The following is a 15,539-nucleotide window of genomic DNA, read 5'->3' on the forward strand; positions in this document are numbered from 1 at the left end:
CCGTGAGTGACGAATTCAGTCCGCTTTGCACGACTGGAAGTACATGTCCCCGTCCGGCGAGGTCACGTTCACTCCCGGGGAGCTCGGAGCCCGCGTGGTCGCAGCCGAAGCCGCGATCGTGGTGCAGACCAGCTGGTTGATGGCCTGATTCGACAGTTTTCGCATACTGAACGGCAGCACGATGGCGGTCGGATCGCCCGAGTACACCTCGACCCGCCCCACCTCCGCCGGGACGAACGTGGTGAGCCCCTGCGCGGCTTCCCGTTCCGTCGGTCCCTTCAGCAGCAGCGTGAGCGCGCCTTCGGGGGAGATGAAACCTTCGGTGGGCCGTGTCACCGGGATGACGCGGCCGTCGGAGACGAAGTACAGCGTCAGACCGTTGACGACGTTCGTCCCCGTGGTGGCGCGGATCGACGGCCCCGGGCCGGCCGGGACGACGCCGGTCGGCTGGACGCCGCAGGCCGCCACCAGCGCCGCGGCCGCGAGAGCGGGCAGCACCCGGATCCTTCTCATCGCGTGCCTCCTTCGGTCCGGTGCGGCAGGCGCAGGACGAACCGGGCGCCGTGCCCGGTGTCGGCGGCGGTGAGGTCACCGCCGTGCAGGCGGGCGTTCTCGAGCGCGATCGCCAGTCCCAGCCCGCTGCCCTCGGAGCGGGCGCGGGCGGTGTCGGCCTTGGTGAACCGGTCGAACACATGCGGCAGGACCTCGGGATCGATCCCCGGCCCGTGATCTTCGACCTCCAGGGTGACGTCGTCGTCGCCGGCGCGCAGGCGGACTTCGACCGGGGCCGCGCCGTGCCGGAACGCGTTGCCGACGAGGTTGGCCACGATGAGGTCGAGCCGCCGCCGGTCCACGCGGGCGAGAACGCCTTCCGGCAGGTCGGTGACCAGGTCTTCGTCGTCGCGCCAGCCGCGCGCGTCGAGGCTGTCCCGGATCGCCGTCGCGAGATCCCACTCGTCGAGCACGAGTTCGGCACGGCCCGCGTCGAACCGGGAGATCTCCACCAGGTCCTGGACGAGCCGGGTCAGCCTGCGGGTCTCGCCCGAGACCAGCCGCGCCGCGACGGCGGTGTCCGGCGGCAGCGTCTCCGCGTCCTCGTCCAGGACATCGGTGACCGCGTTCATCGCCGCGAGCGGCGTGCGGAGCTCGTGCGAGACGTCGGCGACGAACCGGCGCGCGTCGGCCTCCATGGCTCTCAGCTCGCCGACCGTGCGTTCCAGCTCGGCGGCGGTGTTGTTGAAGGTGGTGACCAGTTCGGCCAGCTCGTCGGATCCCTTGGCGGGCAGCCGGACGTCGAGCCTGCCTTCGCCGAGCTGGGCGGCGGCGGTGTTGAGCGCCCGGACCGGCCGCAGCACCTGTCTCGCCGCGAGCAGGGCGAGCGCGGCGGCCAGCGGCAGCACGAGCGCGGCCGTCTGCCAGGCGGATCTCGCGAGTTCTTCGATCGCCTTTTGCTGCTGGACGAGCGACGTGAGCGAGTACACCTCGACGCCGCTGGGCCCCATCGACCCGTCCGGTTGCCGCACCAGCACCGGCAGGCCGACCAGGAGCTCCGGGCTGGCGTCGCGGTTCCGGCGCTGGAACTGGATCCGGGTGTTGTTCGCGATGCTCTGCCGCAGCTCGGGGGAGAAAGTGGTCAGATCCGGGCCGTTGACCGACCGCAGGTTCCGGTAGACCGCGACCGCGTTCAACCGCAGGCTGCCCGCGAAGTCGTTGAGCTGCTCCTGTGTCGGCGGCGTGGACAACGGGCGGCTGTAGGAGCTGACCCGGTCCTTCAGCTGGTCCATCGCCGCGTCCTGGACGGATTTGAGGATCGCGTTCCTCGCCGAGACGTAGCTGACCCCCGCCGTGGCCGCCGCCCCGATGATCGTCATCGCCGCGAAGGCCAGGATGAGCCGGGGCCGCAGCCCGGAGAGCAGCCTCATGAACGGCCGAATCGGTACCCGAAGCCACGGACGGTCTGGACGTGTGCGGGTTTCGCGGGCACGTCTTCGATCTTCGCGCGCAGCCGCTGGACACAGGCGTCGACCAGCCGGGAGTCGCCGAGGTAGTCGTGATCCCAGACGGCGGAGAGGATCTGCTGGCGGCTGTAGACCTGCCCCGGCGTGCGCGAGAGCTCCAGCAGCAGTTTCAGCTCGGTCGGGGTCAGCGAGACCGGCTCGCCGTTCTTCGTGACCACCAGCCCGGCCCGGTCGATGACCAGACGGCCGTGCCGTTCCCCGCCGGGTTCGTCCTCGTTCGCGGGTTTTTCGCTCACCGCGCGCCGCAGCACGGCCCGGATCCGCGCGTCGAGCACGCGGGGTTCGATCGGCTTGGTCACGTAGTCGTCGGCGCCCGCCTCCAGGCCGGCCACGATGTCGAAGTCGTCGCTGCGGGCGGTGAGCATGATGATCGGCACCTCACCGGCCGAACGGATGCGGCGGCAGGTCTCGAAGCCGTCGATCCCGGGGAGCATCAGGTCCAGCACGACGATGTCGGGCTGGAACACCCGCAGTTTCTCCAGCCCGAGCTCACCGCTCTCGGCGGTGTGGACGGTATGCGCCTGCCGGCGCAGCGCGAGTTCCAGCCCCTCCCGGACGGACGCGTCGTCTTCGATCAAAAGGACACTTGCCACGCCGCCATTATTCGGATATCGCCGCGCGTGTGCGACTCGGCTCGATCTTGTAGCAGAACCATGACATTGTCCGGACCTCCCGGCTAAACGGCGTGGGGACAGTGAGACACATGGCCCTACTCACCCACGAAGCGAAGCCGACCCCCGCCCACCGCCCGCTGCCGGGACGGCACGCCGAGCCAAGGCGCACCCTGTCCAGGGCCGTGTTCCAGCTCGCCGCCGGACTGGGACTGGCCGCCGCGTTCGTCGTGACCTACGTGCTCTTCGTGCACACGTCGGCCGGGCAGCTCGCCGAAAACGGCGTCGTCCGCAGCGCGCAGTCCGGTCAGTGGTCCACAATGGACTGGGCGGGACCGCTGCGCGACCAGGACATGGTGCTCGTCATCGGCGCCGCCGGGATCGTGCTCGTCGGTCTGGCGCTGATCCGGCGCAAACCCGGCCTCCTGATCCCCGCGCTGAGCGTGCTCGTGCTCCCGCTCGTCGCCGCGCAGTTGCTCAAGCTCTACGTCCTCGTCCGGCCCGAACTGCCCGACGGCGGCCGCGGACCGGGTCACAACAGTTTCCCGAGCGGACACGTCAGCGCCGCCATGGCCATTCTGATGGCCCTCGCTTTCGTTCTGCCCCAACGGTTCCGCCCGGTGATCATCGGAATCGGCGGGGTCGCCGTCGCCTGGGTCGCGTCGTCGACCGTCGCGCTGGGCTGGCACCGGCTCAGTGACACGGCGGGCGCCTGTCTGCTGGGCGCGTCGTTCGCCTGCCTCCTCGCCGCCTGGCTCACCACCCGGCGCCGGGACCTGCGCCGCACCCCCGCCGCGCTGGTGGCGCTGGCCACGGTGCTGCCCACCGGGATCGTCCTGATCGGCTTCGCGGTGCTGAGCACGGCGACCGACGGCGCCGCCCAGTTCGTCGCCGCGCTGGTGCTGGCCGCCCTCGCCGCGGTGGGCATCGTGCTGGTCGCGTTGTGGCCGTTGCGCGGATCCGCGTTCGAACGGCGGACCGGCGTGGAGACCCGTGTGGTCGACGACCTGCTCGAGACTCGCCTCGTGACCCGCCGCTGACGTGGGTCGTCGGGGTGCTCCCGAATGTCACGTATGGGGCCGGGTCGGCCCCATACGTGACATCGGCGCGTGTTCAGGGACGAGACTCGCGTGCTCGGAAGGCGCCATGACGACGCGGTTGCGCCCGTTCCGTTTCGCTTGGTACATCGCGGAGTCGGCCGCACGGAAGAGCTCGCCGTAGTCCGTCGAGTGCTCGGGCGAGAGGCCGACACCGATCGACACGGTGCAGCCGAGGATCGGCCCCACCGCGCGGGGTTCGTTGGTGGCGTGCCCGCTGGCGAGTTCGGTCAGGCCGGTGATGGCGGTCTTCGCGACGGCCTCCCGGATCCGGTCGGCGATCCGCATCGCCTCCTCGCGGGTCGTGTCCGGCAGCAGTACCGCGAACTCCTCGCCACCCCACCGCCCGACGACGTCGGTGGCGCGGGTGTTCTGCCGCAGCACGGCGCTGACGCAGCCGAGCACGATGTCGCCGCCGGAATGCCCGTACTTGTCGTTCCACTGCTTGAAGTGGTCGAGGTCCAGCATCAGGAACGCGGTCGGCCGCCGTTCGGTCTGGTCTTCGAGCAGCCGCAGGGCGGCCGGGGCGTGGAAGGAGTCCTCGGTCAGCAGCCCGGTCTTCCGGTCACGCTGGCTGCGCGCGATCGTGTCCGCCAGCGCCTGCGAGAGCCGGGTCGAGCGCAACGCGACACCGATCATCACCAGCGGCACCAGCGCGATGTTGACCGCGCCGAGGATCGTGGTGCACGCGGCCAGTTGCAGCGCGTAGACGAAGTCCGCGTTGTCGGCCCAGCTGCCGATCAGCTTCTGCCGCCGCCAGCCGCCCCACGCCAGGCCACGCGCGATGCTGATCAGGAGGGTTTGCGACGCGAAGTACCAGAGCGCGGCGCCCACCAGCGCGACGGCGGCCATCACGATGTCCTCGGCCCGCTGGGGGAGCGTGCCCGACGCGAGCCAGGCGTGCAGTGACGTCAGTTCGGTGATCGTGTGCACGCCCAGGATGGACACGGCGTGCGCGGCGGTGGTGAAGAGGAACGTCGTCATCGCCTTGTGCGCGATGGAGTAGCGCTGCACGCGCACCATCAGCAGCAGCACGAGCGACAACGTGGGCGGCAGCAGGACGGCCGCGCTGCCCAGCCAGACGGCGGTCTGGTCGATGTGCTCGCCGCGCCGGTCGTCGGCGCGGCGCTGTTCCTCTGGATGCTGCGTCTGGACGAGATACCAGATCGTGCAGCCCGCGATCACGCCGAAACGGACGAGGTCCGTGGCGGTGACGGAGTCCTTGAAACCGCTGTGCAGGGCCCAGACGGCGACCGCGATCTCGGTGCCGAGCATCCAGAAGACCGCCGCGGGCGGCAGACGCCACAGTTCCCAACCCGCCGGATGCCGCAGGGTGTTCCAGGCGCGACCACGCAGCCGCCAGACGCGGGCAGCGGCGAGGCCGACGGTGTCGGCGAAACCCCGGAGCGAACCCCGCGGGCGCTCCGAGACCGGGTCACGGTCGTGCTCGGCGAACTCGCTGACGAGGGTCACCTCCATCCGTCACACACCGCACCCGCTCGATCTTGCTGGGTCACCGCGAGGGGGTGACAGGGGGACCGCGTTGACGATCGCGTGAGACAGGCCGATGCCTGCGTTCGCCGGACGCGATACCGCCACAAGCTGGCATGGTGACTCGTATGCCTGATGCCGCATACGACGAAGCCGCGGTCCCCGTGATGTTCGGCCCGGAATTCGACAGGGATCCCTCGCCCGCATACGAATGGCTCAGGGCGAACGCCCCGGCGTTCCGGCTCCCGCTCCCCGGCGACACCTGGACCTGGCTGCTGACCAGGCACGCGGACGTCGTCTCCGCGATGGCCGATCCCCGGTTGTCCAAATGCCCGTCCGTCGCGGCGGAACACTGGCGCAAGGCCAATCTGGGCCTGCCCGCCGACCACCGGCCGTCGCTCATCGGGCATATGAACAACTTCGAGGGCGAGGAGCACGCGCGGCTGCGCAAGGCCTGCGCCGGCGCGTTCGGCCCGCGGCGGCTGCAGCACATGCGCGACCGCACGCATCGGCTCGCGAACGAACTGCTGGACCCGATCCTGGACAGGGGCGAGGGCGACCTCGTCGAAGATTTCGCGTACCCGCTGGGAATCCGGTCGATCTGCGAGCTGATCGGCATCCCGGACACCCTGCTGGACGAGGTCCGCCCGCCGGCGCTGGTGGTCGCCGCCGGTGACGTCACCGACATGGCGTCGATGCTCAAGGCGACCGACGATCTGGACGCGTTGCTCGCCGACGTCGTCGCCCGCAAACGCGCCGAACCCGGGGCGGACCTGATCAGCGACCTGCTCACGCAGGAATCCGCCGGGAAGCTGACCGACGACGAGGTCGCCGCGACGGCGTTCCTCTCCTTGATCGCCGGGCACGAGACGACGATCAGCCTCATCGCGTCCACCGCGCTGACCCTCATCACACATCCGGAGGAGGCGGCCCGCGCCCGCGCCGACGGCTCGTATCTGACGCTCGTCATCGAGGAGGTCCTGCGCCGCGACACCCCGCTGCAGAACACCAGCTGGCGGTTCGTCACCGAGCCGATGGAACTCGCCGGACAGCGGATGGAAGCGGGCGATCCGATCCTGTTGTCGTTGCTGGCGGCCAACCGCGATCCGGAGGTCCACCCCGAACCGCTCGCCTTCCGCCCTGGCGAGCGGCCGGTGCGGCACGTGGCCTTCGGCGTCGGCCCGCATATCTGCATCGGCGCCGCGCTCGCGCGCATGCAGGCGTCCGCGGCCCTGGAGACGCTGTTCGGCCGCGCGCCGTCGATGACGCTGACCGTGCCGGAAGCCCGGCTCGTGTGGTGGCCGAGCGCGATCACCCGCGGCCTGCACAACCTGCCGGTGAAGCTCTAAACCGCGCCTTCGAGGCGGCCCCGCAGCACGCTCGCCTTCCGGTCGTCGAGATCCATGACGAGCTGGAGCGCGTCGCGCCAGGCGGTCATGGCCTCATCGGCCCGCCCCCGCGCGGCCAGCGCGCAGCCGCGTTCGTCGAGCGCGTCGGCCTGCCCCCAGACGTCGCCGCAGTTCCGGTAGGCGGTCAGTGCCTGCTCGCAGTACGCGAGCGCCTGGTCCAGATCGCCGAACCGGCGGCTGGTCCTGGCGAGCGGCACCAGCGCGAAACCCATGCCGTGCTGGTCCGCGTCTTTCGCGTACGCCTCGAAGGCGCGGCGACCATGGTCGAGGGCGAGGTCGCGTTCGCCGAGATCGCGGTACGCGCGGCCGAGGTGGACCCGCGCGGTCGCTTCGCCGAGCCGGTAGCCGATCCGCGCGTTCACCTCGACGCTCTTTTCGGCCAGCCGCACGGCTTCGGCGTAGTCCTCGCGTTCGTGCGCGATGTTCCCGAGCCCGACCAGTGCCCAGCCGAGGCTCGGGTTCTCGCCGATCTCATCGGAGATTTCGACGGCCTGGCCGAACAGTTCGTGCGCGCGGTCGAGGTCGCCGCGCCGCCGGTGCGCCTCGGCGAGGTTGATCGCCGACCACGCCAGCCCGCCGAGGTCGTCGCCCGCCTTCGCGGACTCGATCGCGACCTGGTGGCTGGAGATCCACGTCTGCCACGGCCTGCCGAGCAGGTGGTAGTCGAACAGTTCCACCGGCAGCCGCCAGCCGATCTCGTACAACCCGTGGTCCAGCGCCAGCCGCGCGACGCCGGTGATGCTCGGCATCTCCGACGCGCACCAGATGTAGGCCTCGTCGAAGGTGGCGAACCGGAGCGGCTCGACGCCTTCGGGCGCGGGACCCAGGTCGACGTGGTGGTCACGGGCCGGGGTCAGCGTCCAGCTCGCCGCGTTGGCCGCGTGGAGGTACCAGTGGGTCAGCCGGGAGACCGCCGCTTGCCGCTCGTCCCGCCATTGCCCGGCTGCGGCCTCTTCGGCGGCGTAGACGCGAAGCAAGTCGTGGAAGCGGTAGTACTGCGCGCCGATCTGCTGGACGAGATGGGCGTGCACGAGTTGGTCGAGAAGCCGGCGCGCGTCGTGTCCGGGCAGCCCGGCGAGCGCGGCCGCCGCACTCGCGGTGAACCGCGGGCCGGGGTGGAGGCCGAGCAGCCTGAACATGCGGGCGGTGTCGGCCTCCAGCGCGCGGTAGGACCAGCTGAACGCGGCCCGGACGCCGACCGCGTCGTCGTCGACCGCGAGCAGTTCCAGCCGCCGCCCCTCGGCGACGAGCTCGCGGGCGAGATCGCCGACGCTCTGATGCGGATGCGTGGCGACCCGTTCGGCGGCGATGTTCACCGCGAGCGGCAGCGCCGCGCACAGCCGGACGAGCCTGCCGACGCCTTCGGGATCGCCCGCCGCGCGTTCGTCGCCGATGAGGTCGGCCATGAGCCGCGTCGCTTCCAGTTCTTCCAGTGGCTCCAAGGAAACCTGGACCGCGCCGCTGCCGACGACCAGTCCGGACAGCCGCCGTCTGCTGGTGATCAGCACGGTGGTGTCCGGCGTGCCGGGCAGCACCAGCCGCACGTGCTGCGAGTCGAGGGCGTTGTCGAGCACGACGAGCGTGCGCTGACCGCGCAACAGGCCGCGCAGCAGCGCGAGCCGCATGTGCTCCTCGGCGGGGATGCGGTCGGGGCGGACACCGAGGCAGCGCAGGAGGTCGTCGAGGATGTCGGCGGGTTGCGCGGGGGAGCCCGCCGCGTAACCGCGCAGATCCGACCAGAGGACGCTGTCGAATTCCTCCTGGCGCCGGTTCGCCCAATGCAGGACGAGCGCGGTCTTCCCGACGCCGGGCGGCCCGGCGACGAAGACCACTTTGGCCGCTTCGGTGAACACTTTTTCGTCGAGCAGGGCGAAATGTTCTTCACGGCCGACGAAATGGCCCGGCGGCGGAGGAAGGTGCACATACGGTTCGGCGCGGGCGGCTTCGGCGAGCACGATCAGCGTCCCGCCCGCCCCCAGCGCGCGATCGCAGGCCGCGGCGAATTCCGCGCTCGGCGGGGTGAGGCCGCGTTCGACCCGGCTGATCAGACTTTTGTCGACATAGGCGAGTTTCTGGAGATCGCGCAACGCCAGTCCGACGTCCTGCCTCCGCTGCCGCAGTGCGCGCCCGAACGTCAGCGCGGCCGTGGAAACCGGTCTCGGTTCCGCGCGTGCTTTCCCGGTCTCGCCGGATCTGGCGGAGCCGGAATTCTCGGTCACCAGAAGCACCTTTCTCCCCGCTTCGCGGCAGATCGTGCCACAACCTTCCCATTGTCCGGGTCACAACACGGACACCGGGTGTGCGGAGGTTCGAAGACAGCCCGCAAACTGAGCGAGAACGCGCCCGTCCCCACCGGTGCGCCAGTCGAAAGGGAGGTGGATCATGCGCGACCGCGAAATGTGAGCAGGCCCTGTTCCGCCTTGCGAACAACCGGGCGAGTACTGATCTCCTCGGAAACCGGTCGTGGCCGCCTTTCCCGGCGGCCACGGCCGGGACCCTTCGGAACATGTAGGAACGCTTAACGTCGGTGTAGATCTTTTCACTTGTCCTGACGAGTCGTCCGAGGCAGCTTGGAGAGGTATCGAAGCGGCCCGGCGAAAGGAATCAAGTGAGCATCGGCGCGCCGGGAACCCTGGTCCGGATGGGTGTTCTCGCCCTGTTGTGGGGATCGGGGTTCCTCTGGATCAAACTCGCGCTGACCGGGCTTCCGCCCGTTCAGCTCACCGTCATCCGCTGCGCCCTCGGCGCGGCCGTCCTTCTCGTGCTGAGCCGCTGGGCCGGGCAACGCCTCCCGCGCGGTCGCCGGATCTGGGGCAGGCTCCTCGTCGCCGCCTTCTTCTGCAACGCCTTGCCGTTCGCGTTGTTCAGCATCGGTGAACTGACCGTCGACTCCGGTATCGCGGGGGTGATGAACGCGACGACCCCGTTGTGGTCGTTGCTGATCGGCATCGGGATCGGCACCGAACGCCGGATCACCGTGTCCCGGATGGGCGGTCTGATCCTCGGTTTCAGCGGCATCCTGCTGATCTTCGCGCCCTGGCAGAAAAGCGGCCTGTTCGGCTGGGGGACACTGGCCCTGCTCGGCGCCGGCATCAGCTACGCCATCGCTTTCGCTTACATGGGACGGAAACTCGTTGGCGAAGGCGGCCCGATCGCGATCTCCGCCGCGCAACTGCTGACCGCCACCGGGTTGAGCGCACTCGCGCTGCCGTTCGACGCGGCACCGGCCGGACCGCTGAACGTGACCGCGCTGATCGCCGTCGTCGTCCTCGGCATCTTCGGCACCGGCGTCACGTTCTACCTCAACTACCGGCTCATCGCCGACGAAGGCGCCACCTCCGCGGCGACCGTCGGCTACCTGCTGCCGGTCGTCTCGGTCGCGCTGGGCGCGATCGTGCTCGGCGAGGACCTCGGCCCGCGGGTGCTCGCCGGGATGGCGGTGGTGCTGCTCGGAGTCGCCCTGACGCGTTACGTGAGGTCTTCGGCGAGCAAATCCATCAACAGCCCGTCGTGCCAGCCGTCGCCGTCGGTGTCGCGTTCGTAGCCGCGCATCACCCCGACCTCGCGGAAGCCGACGGCCTTGTAGCAGCGGATGGCGGCGTCGTTGTCCACGGCGGGATCGATCACCAGCCGGTGGTGCCCGCGATCGTGCAGCAGGTGGCGGGCCATCGTGCGGACGGTGTCCGTGCCCAGCCCGCGGCCGTGCGCGGCCGGATCGAGGAACAGGTCGACCGACGCGTGCCGGTACATCGGGTCCTCCTCCTCGCCGTACTGGACGAAACCGCGGACGACGCCTTCCTCGAGGACGGTGAAGCAGGCCGTCGTGGGGTCGTCGAACGGCCAGGTGGGGGAGTCGTCGACCGAACCCCAGCGAGCCCCGACCTCGGCGGTGCCGCGGATCCGCCGCAAATCGGCGACGTGGGCTTCGGTGACCGGGGTCAGCGTCACGATCTCCCCGCGCAACTCGGTGGTCAGTTCCCGCTCCGTCCGCTCGTACGAATGGCGCCAGTCTAGGGAGAAATCGGCGGGGGCGCCGCCGGAACAGCACGGAGAGAGGGTGTCTTCCCGGCCCGGATCAGGTATCAACGAAAGGGAAGGTGGAGGTGGGTCATGGGGAACCCGATCGAGGGACTTCGTCCGGTGGAAGAACTGGCCGACGGCGGCCAGACGGCCGTGCGGGCCGCGGTGCTGCGCAAGGCGAGCGAAGCGGTCGTCAGGAACGCCCGCGACGCGACGGATTGCCGGATGCTGCTGGAAATGCTGGGGCTGCATTCCGAACCGTCGGTCCGGGCGGGCGATCAGGCCGCTTGAGCCGGCGGGAGAGGGCCGAAGGCTCCCTTCACCGCATCAGACGCGGCGAAGGCTCCCCTCGGCCCACTACCCAGCCGAGGCCCTGGGGGCCGCGCTGCTCAACGCCGCGGCAACACGCAGAATTCGTTGTCCTCCGGGTCGGCCATGACCACCCAGTCATCCGATTCGGGGTCCTCGACGACCCTGGCGCCGAGTGACACGAGCCTCGCGACCTCCTCGCGTTGCTCGAGTTCGGTGGGGGCGAGGTCGAGGTGCAGCCGGTTCTTGCCCGATTTCCCCTCGGGGACCGGCTGGAAGAGCAGGCTCGGCACGTCCGGGCTCTTCAACTCGACATAGGTCACGCCGTGGCCGTCGGTCCAGCGTTCGGTTTCGGGATAGCCGAGTGCTTCCTTCCAGAACGCGGCCAGTGCTTCGGCCTCACGGCAGTCGACGGTGACGGCGAGCATCCGGGTTCGCATGATTCCACGGTGGCACGGAACGGCGAGGTTTGCCGGATGCGCGGACGGGCATCCGGCGGAGAACAGGTCCACTCGCCGAAGGGAGCACCATGAAGGCCGTCACCTGGCACGGGAAACGTGATGTCCGGGTGGACACCGTCCCGGATCCGAAGCTGGTCGAGCCGACCGACGCCATCGTGCGTATCACCTCGACCGGTATCTGCGGCTCTGACCTGCATCTTTACGAGGTCCTCGGCGCTTTCATCGACGAGGGCGACATTCTCGGGCACGAGCCGATGGGGGTCGTCGAAGAGGTCGGCTCCGGGGTGCCGAACCTGAAGCCAGGTGACCGGGTGGTGGTTCCCTTCAACATCTCCTGCGGCCACTGCTTCATGTGCGACCGCGGTCTGCAGTCGCAGTGCGAGACCACGCAGGTCACCGACCACGGCAAGGGCGCGGCTTTGCTCGGCTACACCAAGCTCTACGGCCAGGTTCCCGGCGGCCAGGCCGAATACCTGCGGGTCCCGCAGGCCCACTACGGCCCGATCAAGGTGCCGGACGGGCCGCCGGACGAGCGGTTCGTGTACCTCTCCGACGTCGTGCCCACGGCTTGGCAGGCCGTCGATTACGCGGATATCCCCGAAGGCGGCACGGTCGTGGTCTTCGGGCTCGGCCCGATCGGCCAGTTCTGCTGCCGGATCGCGAAACACCGGGGCGCGAGCAAGGTGATCGGCATCGACCTGGTGCCCGAACGGCTCGCGAAGGCCGCCTTGACCGGCGTCGTCACCTACGACACGCGGGAGCACAAGCGTCTCGGCGACCTCATCCGCGAGACCACCGGTGGCCGGGGAGCGGACTCGGTGATCGACGCCGTCGGGATGGAGGCGCACGGCGCCCCGGTCGGGCGGCTGGCGCAGAATCTCGTCGCGCTCCTGCCCGATCCGATCGGCGCGAAGGTCACCGAGAAGGCCGCGATCGACCGGCTCAGCGTGCTGTACGCGGCCATCGACTGTGTCCGGCGCGGCGGCACGATCTCGCTGAGCGGCGTCTACGGCGGCATGGTCGACCCGCTGCCGATGATGGAACTCTTCGACAAGCAGATCACCTTGCGGATGGGGCAGGCCAACGTCCGGCACTGGCTCGACGACATCATGCCGCTGATCGCCGACCCCGCCGACCCGCTCGGTGTCGAGGGCTTCGCGACGCACAAGCTGCCGCTGGCGCAGGCGCCGCACGCCTACGAGATCTTCCAGAAGAAGCAGGAGGGCGCGGTCAAGATCCTCCTCGAACCGTCGGCGGCCTGAGGTGTCGGCTCGCGGAAGGCGGGTATCCGTAGGCGGATCCTGACGGAAGGAGCGAAGGGATGACCACGGCACGAGACATCATGACCGCGGGTGCGACCTGTGTGTCGGCGTCCGACACCGTGCTCGACGCGGCGAAGAAGATGGCCGCCGAGTCGGTCGGCGCGCTGCCGATCTGCGGCGAGGACGGCAGGCTCAAGGGCATGCTGACCGACCGCGACATCGTGGTGAAGGTCCTCGCCGAAGGCAAGGACCCGAGGGCGCTGCACGCCTCGGAACTCGCTCAGGGCGAGGCGGTGACGATCGGCGCGGACGACGACGCCGAGGAGATCATGCGCACCATGGCGAACCACAAGGTCCGGCGGCTGCCGGTGATCGACGGCCACAAGCTCGTCGGCATCGTGGCACAGGCCGACGTGGCGAGGGCGCTGCCCAACCCGGACAGCGGCGAACTGGTGGAAGCGCTGTCCTACGACTGACCGGCCATACTCCTTCGGTGGCGTTCTTCGACATCGAAGGTTATGCACCCGTGTGGCTCTCCGGATTCGAGACGATCCGGAGGGCGCACGGGGTCCGGACGCGCCCGTGGTGGTGGACTTCGGTGCCGAACGGCTGGAGATCACGCACTGGAAGTTCGACGAGCTTTCCCTGACCTGGAACACGATCGACCCGTACGGCAGGTCCGCATGGGACTGGGGTGACCCGGCCGAGCCCAGCCCGCTCCGGTGGCGGCAGGACGTCTACCCGGAACTGTCCGCTTTGGAGGGTCAGGTACCGCAGGACGTCGAGCTCCTGCAATCGGGGAGCCGGGACATGGCCGGACGCATGGTGGCGCTCGGTTTCGTCTTCCCGCGGGGCCGGTTCACCGTCTTCAACGCGCTCGACGAGAACGGCATCGAGTTCGTCCAGCCGGACTCCTCGTACCGGAGGCATTCCCTGACGGGCTGAAAACGTGATGCGGCGGCCGTCGATCTTGGTGATACTTCGCGGCATGTCCCGGATCAGACTGGCCGAAGCGCTCGCTTTGCGCGCCGACGCGACCAAGAAGGTGGAGGCACTGCGCTCCCGGATCGTCGACAACGCGCGGCACCAGGAAGGCGAGGAACCGTCGGAAGACGCGTCCGCCCTGCTCGTCGAGGCCGAAACCGCTTTGGACGAACTGGAATCGCTGATCCAGCGGATCAACCGGACCAACGCCGCGACCCCGCTCGGGGAAGGCACGATCACCGACGCGATCGCGCGCCGCGATGTCCTCCGGCTCCGGCACGGTGTGCTGACCGCGGCCGCCGATGCCGCGGCCGGTCGCAACCAGGGCGGCTACGGCCGCCAGCTCCGCTCCGAACTCCGGTATCTCTCCACGCTTCCGGTCGCGGAACTGCGGTCCCGCGCGGACCGCGTCGCGGGGGAGATCCGCGTGGTCGACGTCGAGATCCAGCGCACCAACTGGGAGACCGATCTCCTGGACTGAACGTGGAAAGCAGGTAGCCCTCCGGGAAGCGGGCACAAGCCGAGGGCCGGCGGTACTCCGGCCCACCTCCTGGCACGTGGCGGGCAGCGTGGGGTTCGACTCCCCGATCACAACTCCGCCCAGCACGACGCACAGGTGACGGCGCAAACGGCAAGTTCATCACCACGTGCCGGTCCCGGAAGGCGAGGGTGGGTACGGGGTCTTTCCACGATCCGGCGGGTCCGCACCGCATTCCCCTCGGCACAGTGGTGTTCCCGACACCCTTCACTCGGTCGAGGCATGGGCGGACCTGATCGACTCTGTGCCAAGGTGAAAAGCGGAACAATCCAAGAGCCCAGGTGGTGACCCCGGATGGCACTGAAGATCGGTTACAAGGCGTCGGCCGAGCAATTCGGCCCGCGCGACCTCGTCGAGTACTCCGTGCTCGCCGAGCAGGTCGGGCTGGACAGCGTGATGGTCAGCGACCATTTCCAGCCCTGGCGGCACCAGGGCGGGCACGCGCCGTTCTCGTTCGCGTGGATGGCGGCGGTCGGCGAACGCACCGAGCGGGTCGTTCTCGGCACCAGTGTGCTGACGGCGACCTTCCGCTACAACCCGGCCGTGGTGGCGCAGGCGTTCGGCACCCTCGGCAGCCTGTACCCGGGCCGCGTCCTGCTCGGTGTCGGCAGCGGCGAGGCCCTCAACGAAGTCGCGGTCGCCCGCATCGAGTGGCCCGCGTTCAAGGAGCGGTTCGCGCGGCTGCGCGAGGCGATCGAGCTGATGCGCAAACTGTGGACGGAAGAGCGCGTCACGTTCGAGGGCGAGTACTTCCAGACCACCGACGCCACCGTCTACGACCGTCCCGAGGGCGGCGTGCCGATCTACATCGCGGCAGGCGGCCCGGTGATGGCGAAATACGTCGGCAAACAGGGTGACGGCTTCATCTGCACCAGCGGCAAGGGGATGGAGCTCTACACCGAGAAGCTGCTGCCCGCGGTCGCGGAAGGCGCGGAGCAGGTCGGCCGCAGCACCGGCGACATCGACAAGATGATCGAGATCAAGCTGTCCTACGACCCGGATCCGGCGCAGGCGCTGGAGAACACCCGGTTCTGGGCGCCGCTCTCGCTGACGCCGGAGCAGAAGGCGGGCATCGAGGACCCGGCCGAAATGGAGAAGGCCGCGGACGCGCTGCCGATCGAGCAGGTCGCGCGCCGCTGGATCGTCACCTCCGACCCGGCCGACGCCGTCGAGCAGATCAAGCCGTACGTCGAGGCGGGCTTCAACCACCTCGTCTTCCACGGCCCCGGCCACGATCAGGAGCGGTTCCTGCGCTCGTTCTCCGAGCAGGTCGTCCCGGGTCTCCGCGAACTCGGCTGACCCGGCGCGGGCGGCGGTACCGCGCGGACGGTGCCGCCCC

Annotated in this window: 16 protein-coding genes; 9 read left to right on the forward strand and 7 right to left on the reverse strand. The window is 69.6% G+C overall.

Annotated elements, in window-relative coordinates; translation table 11 throughout:
• Positions 1-15: 15 nt before the first annotated feature.
• From ACLJO0_RS15740 to ACLJO0_RS15750, 3 genes are read right to left on the reverse strand one after another with little or no spacing between them, the layout of a single operon-like run.
• Positions 16-513 (reverse strand): hypothetical protein, encoded by a 498-nt coding sequence (locus tag ACLJO0_RS15740; protein ID WP_410579246.1) that lies wholly within the window; start codon positions 511-513, stop codon positions 16-18.
• Positions 510-1,922 carry an ATP-binding protein gene (locus ACLJO0_RS15745; RefSeq protein ID WP_410579247.1) on the reverse strand — a complete coding sequence of 471 codons (1,413 nt, stop codon included), beginning with the start codon at positions 1,920-1,922 and terminating at the stop codon, positions 510-512. The genes ACLJO0_RS15740 and ACLJO0_RS15745 overlap by 4 nt, the downstream gene beginning before the upstream one ends.
• Complete coding sequence (locus ACLJO0_RS15750; RefSeq protein ID WP_410579248.1) at positions 1,919-2,611, reverse strand: response regulator; 693 nt, start codon at positions 2,609-2,611, stop codon at positions 1,919-1,921. Before ACLJO0_RS15750 ends, ACLJO0_RS15745 begins: the two co-directional genes overlap by 4 nt.
• 110 nt (positions 2,612-2,721) lie before the next feature.
• Between ACLJO0_RS15750 and ACLJO0_RS15755 the strand changes: the two genes are divergently transcribed.
• A complete protein-coding gene (locus ACLJO0_RS15755) occupies positions 2,722-3,669 on the forward strand; it encodes a phosphatase PAP2 family protein (RefSeq protein ID WP_410579249.1) in 948 nt (315 codons plus the stop codon).
• A gap of 27 nt (positions 3,670-3,696) precedes the next feature.
• Here the strand turns inward: ACLJO0_RS15755 and ACLJO0_RS15760 are convergent, their stop codons facing one another.
• On the reverse strand, positions 3,697-5,205 hold the full coding sequence (locus ACLJO0_RS15760) for a GGDEF domain-containing protein (RefSeq protein ID WP_410579250.1): 1,509 nt from the start codon (positions 5,203-5,205) through the stop codon (positions 3,697-3,699).
• 140 nt (positions 5,206-5,345) lie between these two features.
• Here ACLJO0_RS15760 and ACLJO0_RS15765 point away from each other — a divergent pair, with 140 nt between their 5' ends.
• Positions 5,346-6,566, forward strand: coding sequence for a cytochrome P450 family protein (locus ACLJO0_RS15765; RefSeq protein WP_410579251.1), 1,221 nt, complete (start codon positions 5,346-5,348; stop codon positions 6,564-6,566).
• On the opposite strand, the gene ACLJO0_RS15770 is transcribed toward ACLJO0_RS15765, so the two are convergent.
• Positions 6,563-8,845 (reverse strand): tetratricopeptide repeat protein, encoded by a 2,283-nt coding sequence (locus tag ACLJO0_RS15770; protein ID WP_410579252.1) that lies wholly within the window; start codon positions 8,843-8,845, stop codon positions 6,563-6,565. The genes ACLJO0_RS15765 and ACLJO0_RS15770 overlap by 4 nt on opposite strands.
• Before the next feature lie 389 nt (positions 8,846-9,234).
• On the opposite strand from ACLJO0_RS15770, the gene ACLJO0_RS15775 reads away from it, so the two are divergent.
• A complete protein-coding gene (locus ACLJO0_RS15775; protein ID WP_410579253.1) occupies positions 9,235-10,170 on the forward strand; it encodes a DMT family transporter in 936 nt (311 codons plus the stop codon).
• Here the strand turns inward: ACLJO0_RS15775 and ACLJO0_RS15780 are convergent.
• Positions 10,095-10,601: a GNAT family N-acetyltransferase gene (locus ACLJO0_RS15780; RefSeq protein ID WP_370308573.1), complete on the reverse strand. Its 507-nt coding sequence runs from the start codon at positions 10,599-10,601 to the stop codon at positions 10,095-10,097. The genes ACLJO0_RS15775 and ACLJO0_RS15780 overlap by 76 nt on opposite strands.
• Before the next feature lie 135 nt (positions 10,602-10,736).
• Between ACLJO0_RS15780 and ACLJO0_RS15785 the strand changes: the two genes are divergently transcribed.
• Entirely contained in the window at positions 10,737-10,937 is a 201-nt protein-coding gene (locus ACLJO0_RS15785) for a hypothetical protein (protein ID WP_410579254.1), read from the forward strand.
• Positions 10,938-11,035: 98 nt separating this feature from the next.
• Here ACLJO0_RS15785 and ACLJO0_RS15790 read toward each other — a convergent pair whose 3' ends face one another.
• Positions 11,036-11,395 (reverse strand): VOC family protein, encoded by a 360-nt coding sequence (locus tag ACLJO0_RS15790; protein ID WP_125794778.1) that lies wholly within the window; start codon positions 11,393-11,395, stop codon positions 11,036-11,038.
• Between the two features lie 89 nt (positions 11,396-11,484).
• Here ACLJO0_RS15790 and ACLJO0_RS15795 point away from each other — a divergent pair, with 89 nt between their 5' ends.
• The 5 genes from ACLJO0_RS15795 to fgd all read left to right on the forward strand — a co-directional run bounded on the left by ACLJO0_RS15795 (position 11,485) and on the right by fgd (position 15,499).
• Positions 11,485-12,678: a zinc-dependent alcohol dehydrogenase gene (locus tag ACLJO0_RS15795; protein ID WP_410579255.1), complete on the forward strand. Its 1,194-nt coding sequence runs from the start codon at positions 11,485-11,487 to the stop codon at positions 12,676-12,678.
• 59 nt (positions 12,679-12,737) lie between these two features.
• Entirely contained in the window at positions 12,738-13,154 is a 417-nt protein-coding gene (locus ACLJO0_RS15800; protein ID WP_410579256.1) for a CBS domain-containing protein, read from the forward strand.
• Between the two features lie 52 nt (positions 13,155-13,206).
• Complete coding sequence (locus ACLJO0_RS15805) at positions 13,207-13,623, forward strand: hypothetical protein (RefSeq protein WP_410579257.1); 417 nt, start codon at positions 13,207-13,209, stop codon at positions 13,621-13,623.
• A 43-nt stretch (positions 13,624-13,666) separates the two neighbouring features.
• Positions 13,667-14,143 carry a DIP1984 family protein gene (locus ACLJO0_RS15810; RefSeq protein ID WP_410579258.1) on the forward strand — a complete coding sequence of 159 codons (477 nt, stop codon included), beginning with the start codon at positions 13,667-13,669 and terminating at the stop codon, positions 14,141-14,143.
• A 351-nt stretch (positions 14,144-14,494) separates the two neighbouring features.
• Positions 14,495-15,499 carry a glucose-6-phosphate dehydrogenase (coenzyme-F420) gene (gene fgd, locus ACLJO0_RS15815; protein WP_125794774.1) on the forward strand — a complete coding sequence of 335 codons (1,005 nt, stop codon included), beginning with the start codon at positions 14,495-14,497 and terminating at the stop codon, positions 15,497-15,499.
• Positions 15,500-15,539 lie beyond the last annotated feature (40 nt).

Origin of the sequence: Amycolatopsis sp. lyj-108 (assembly GCF_046549005.1) — a bacterium.
Taxonomy (GTDB): Bacteria; Actinomycetota; Actinomycetes; order Mycobacteriales; family Pseudonocardiaceae; genus Amycolatopsis.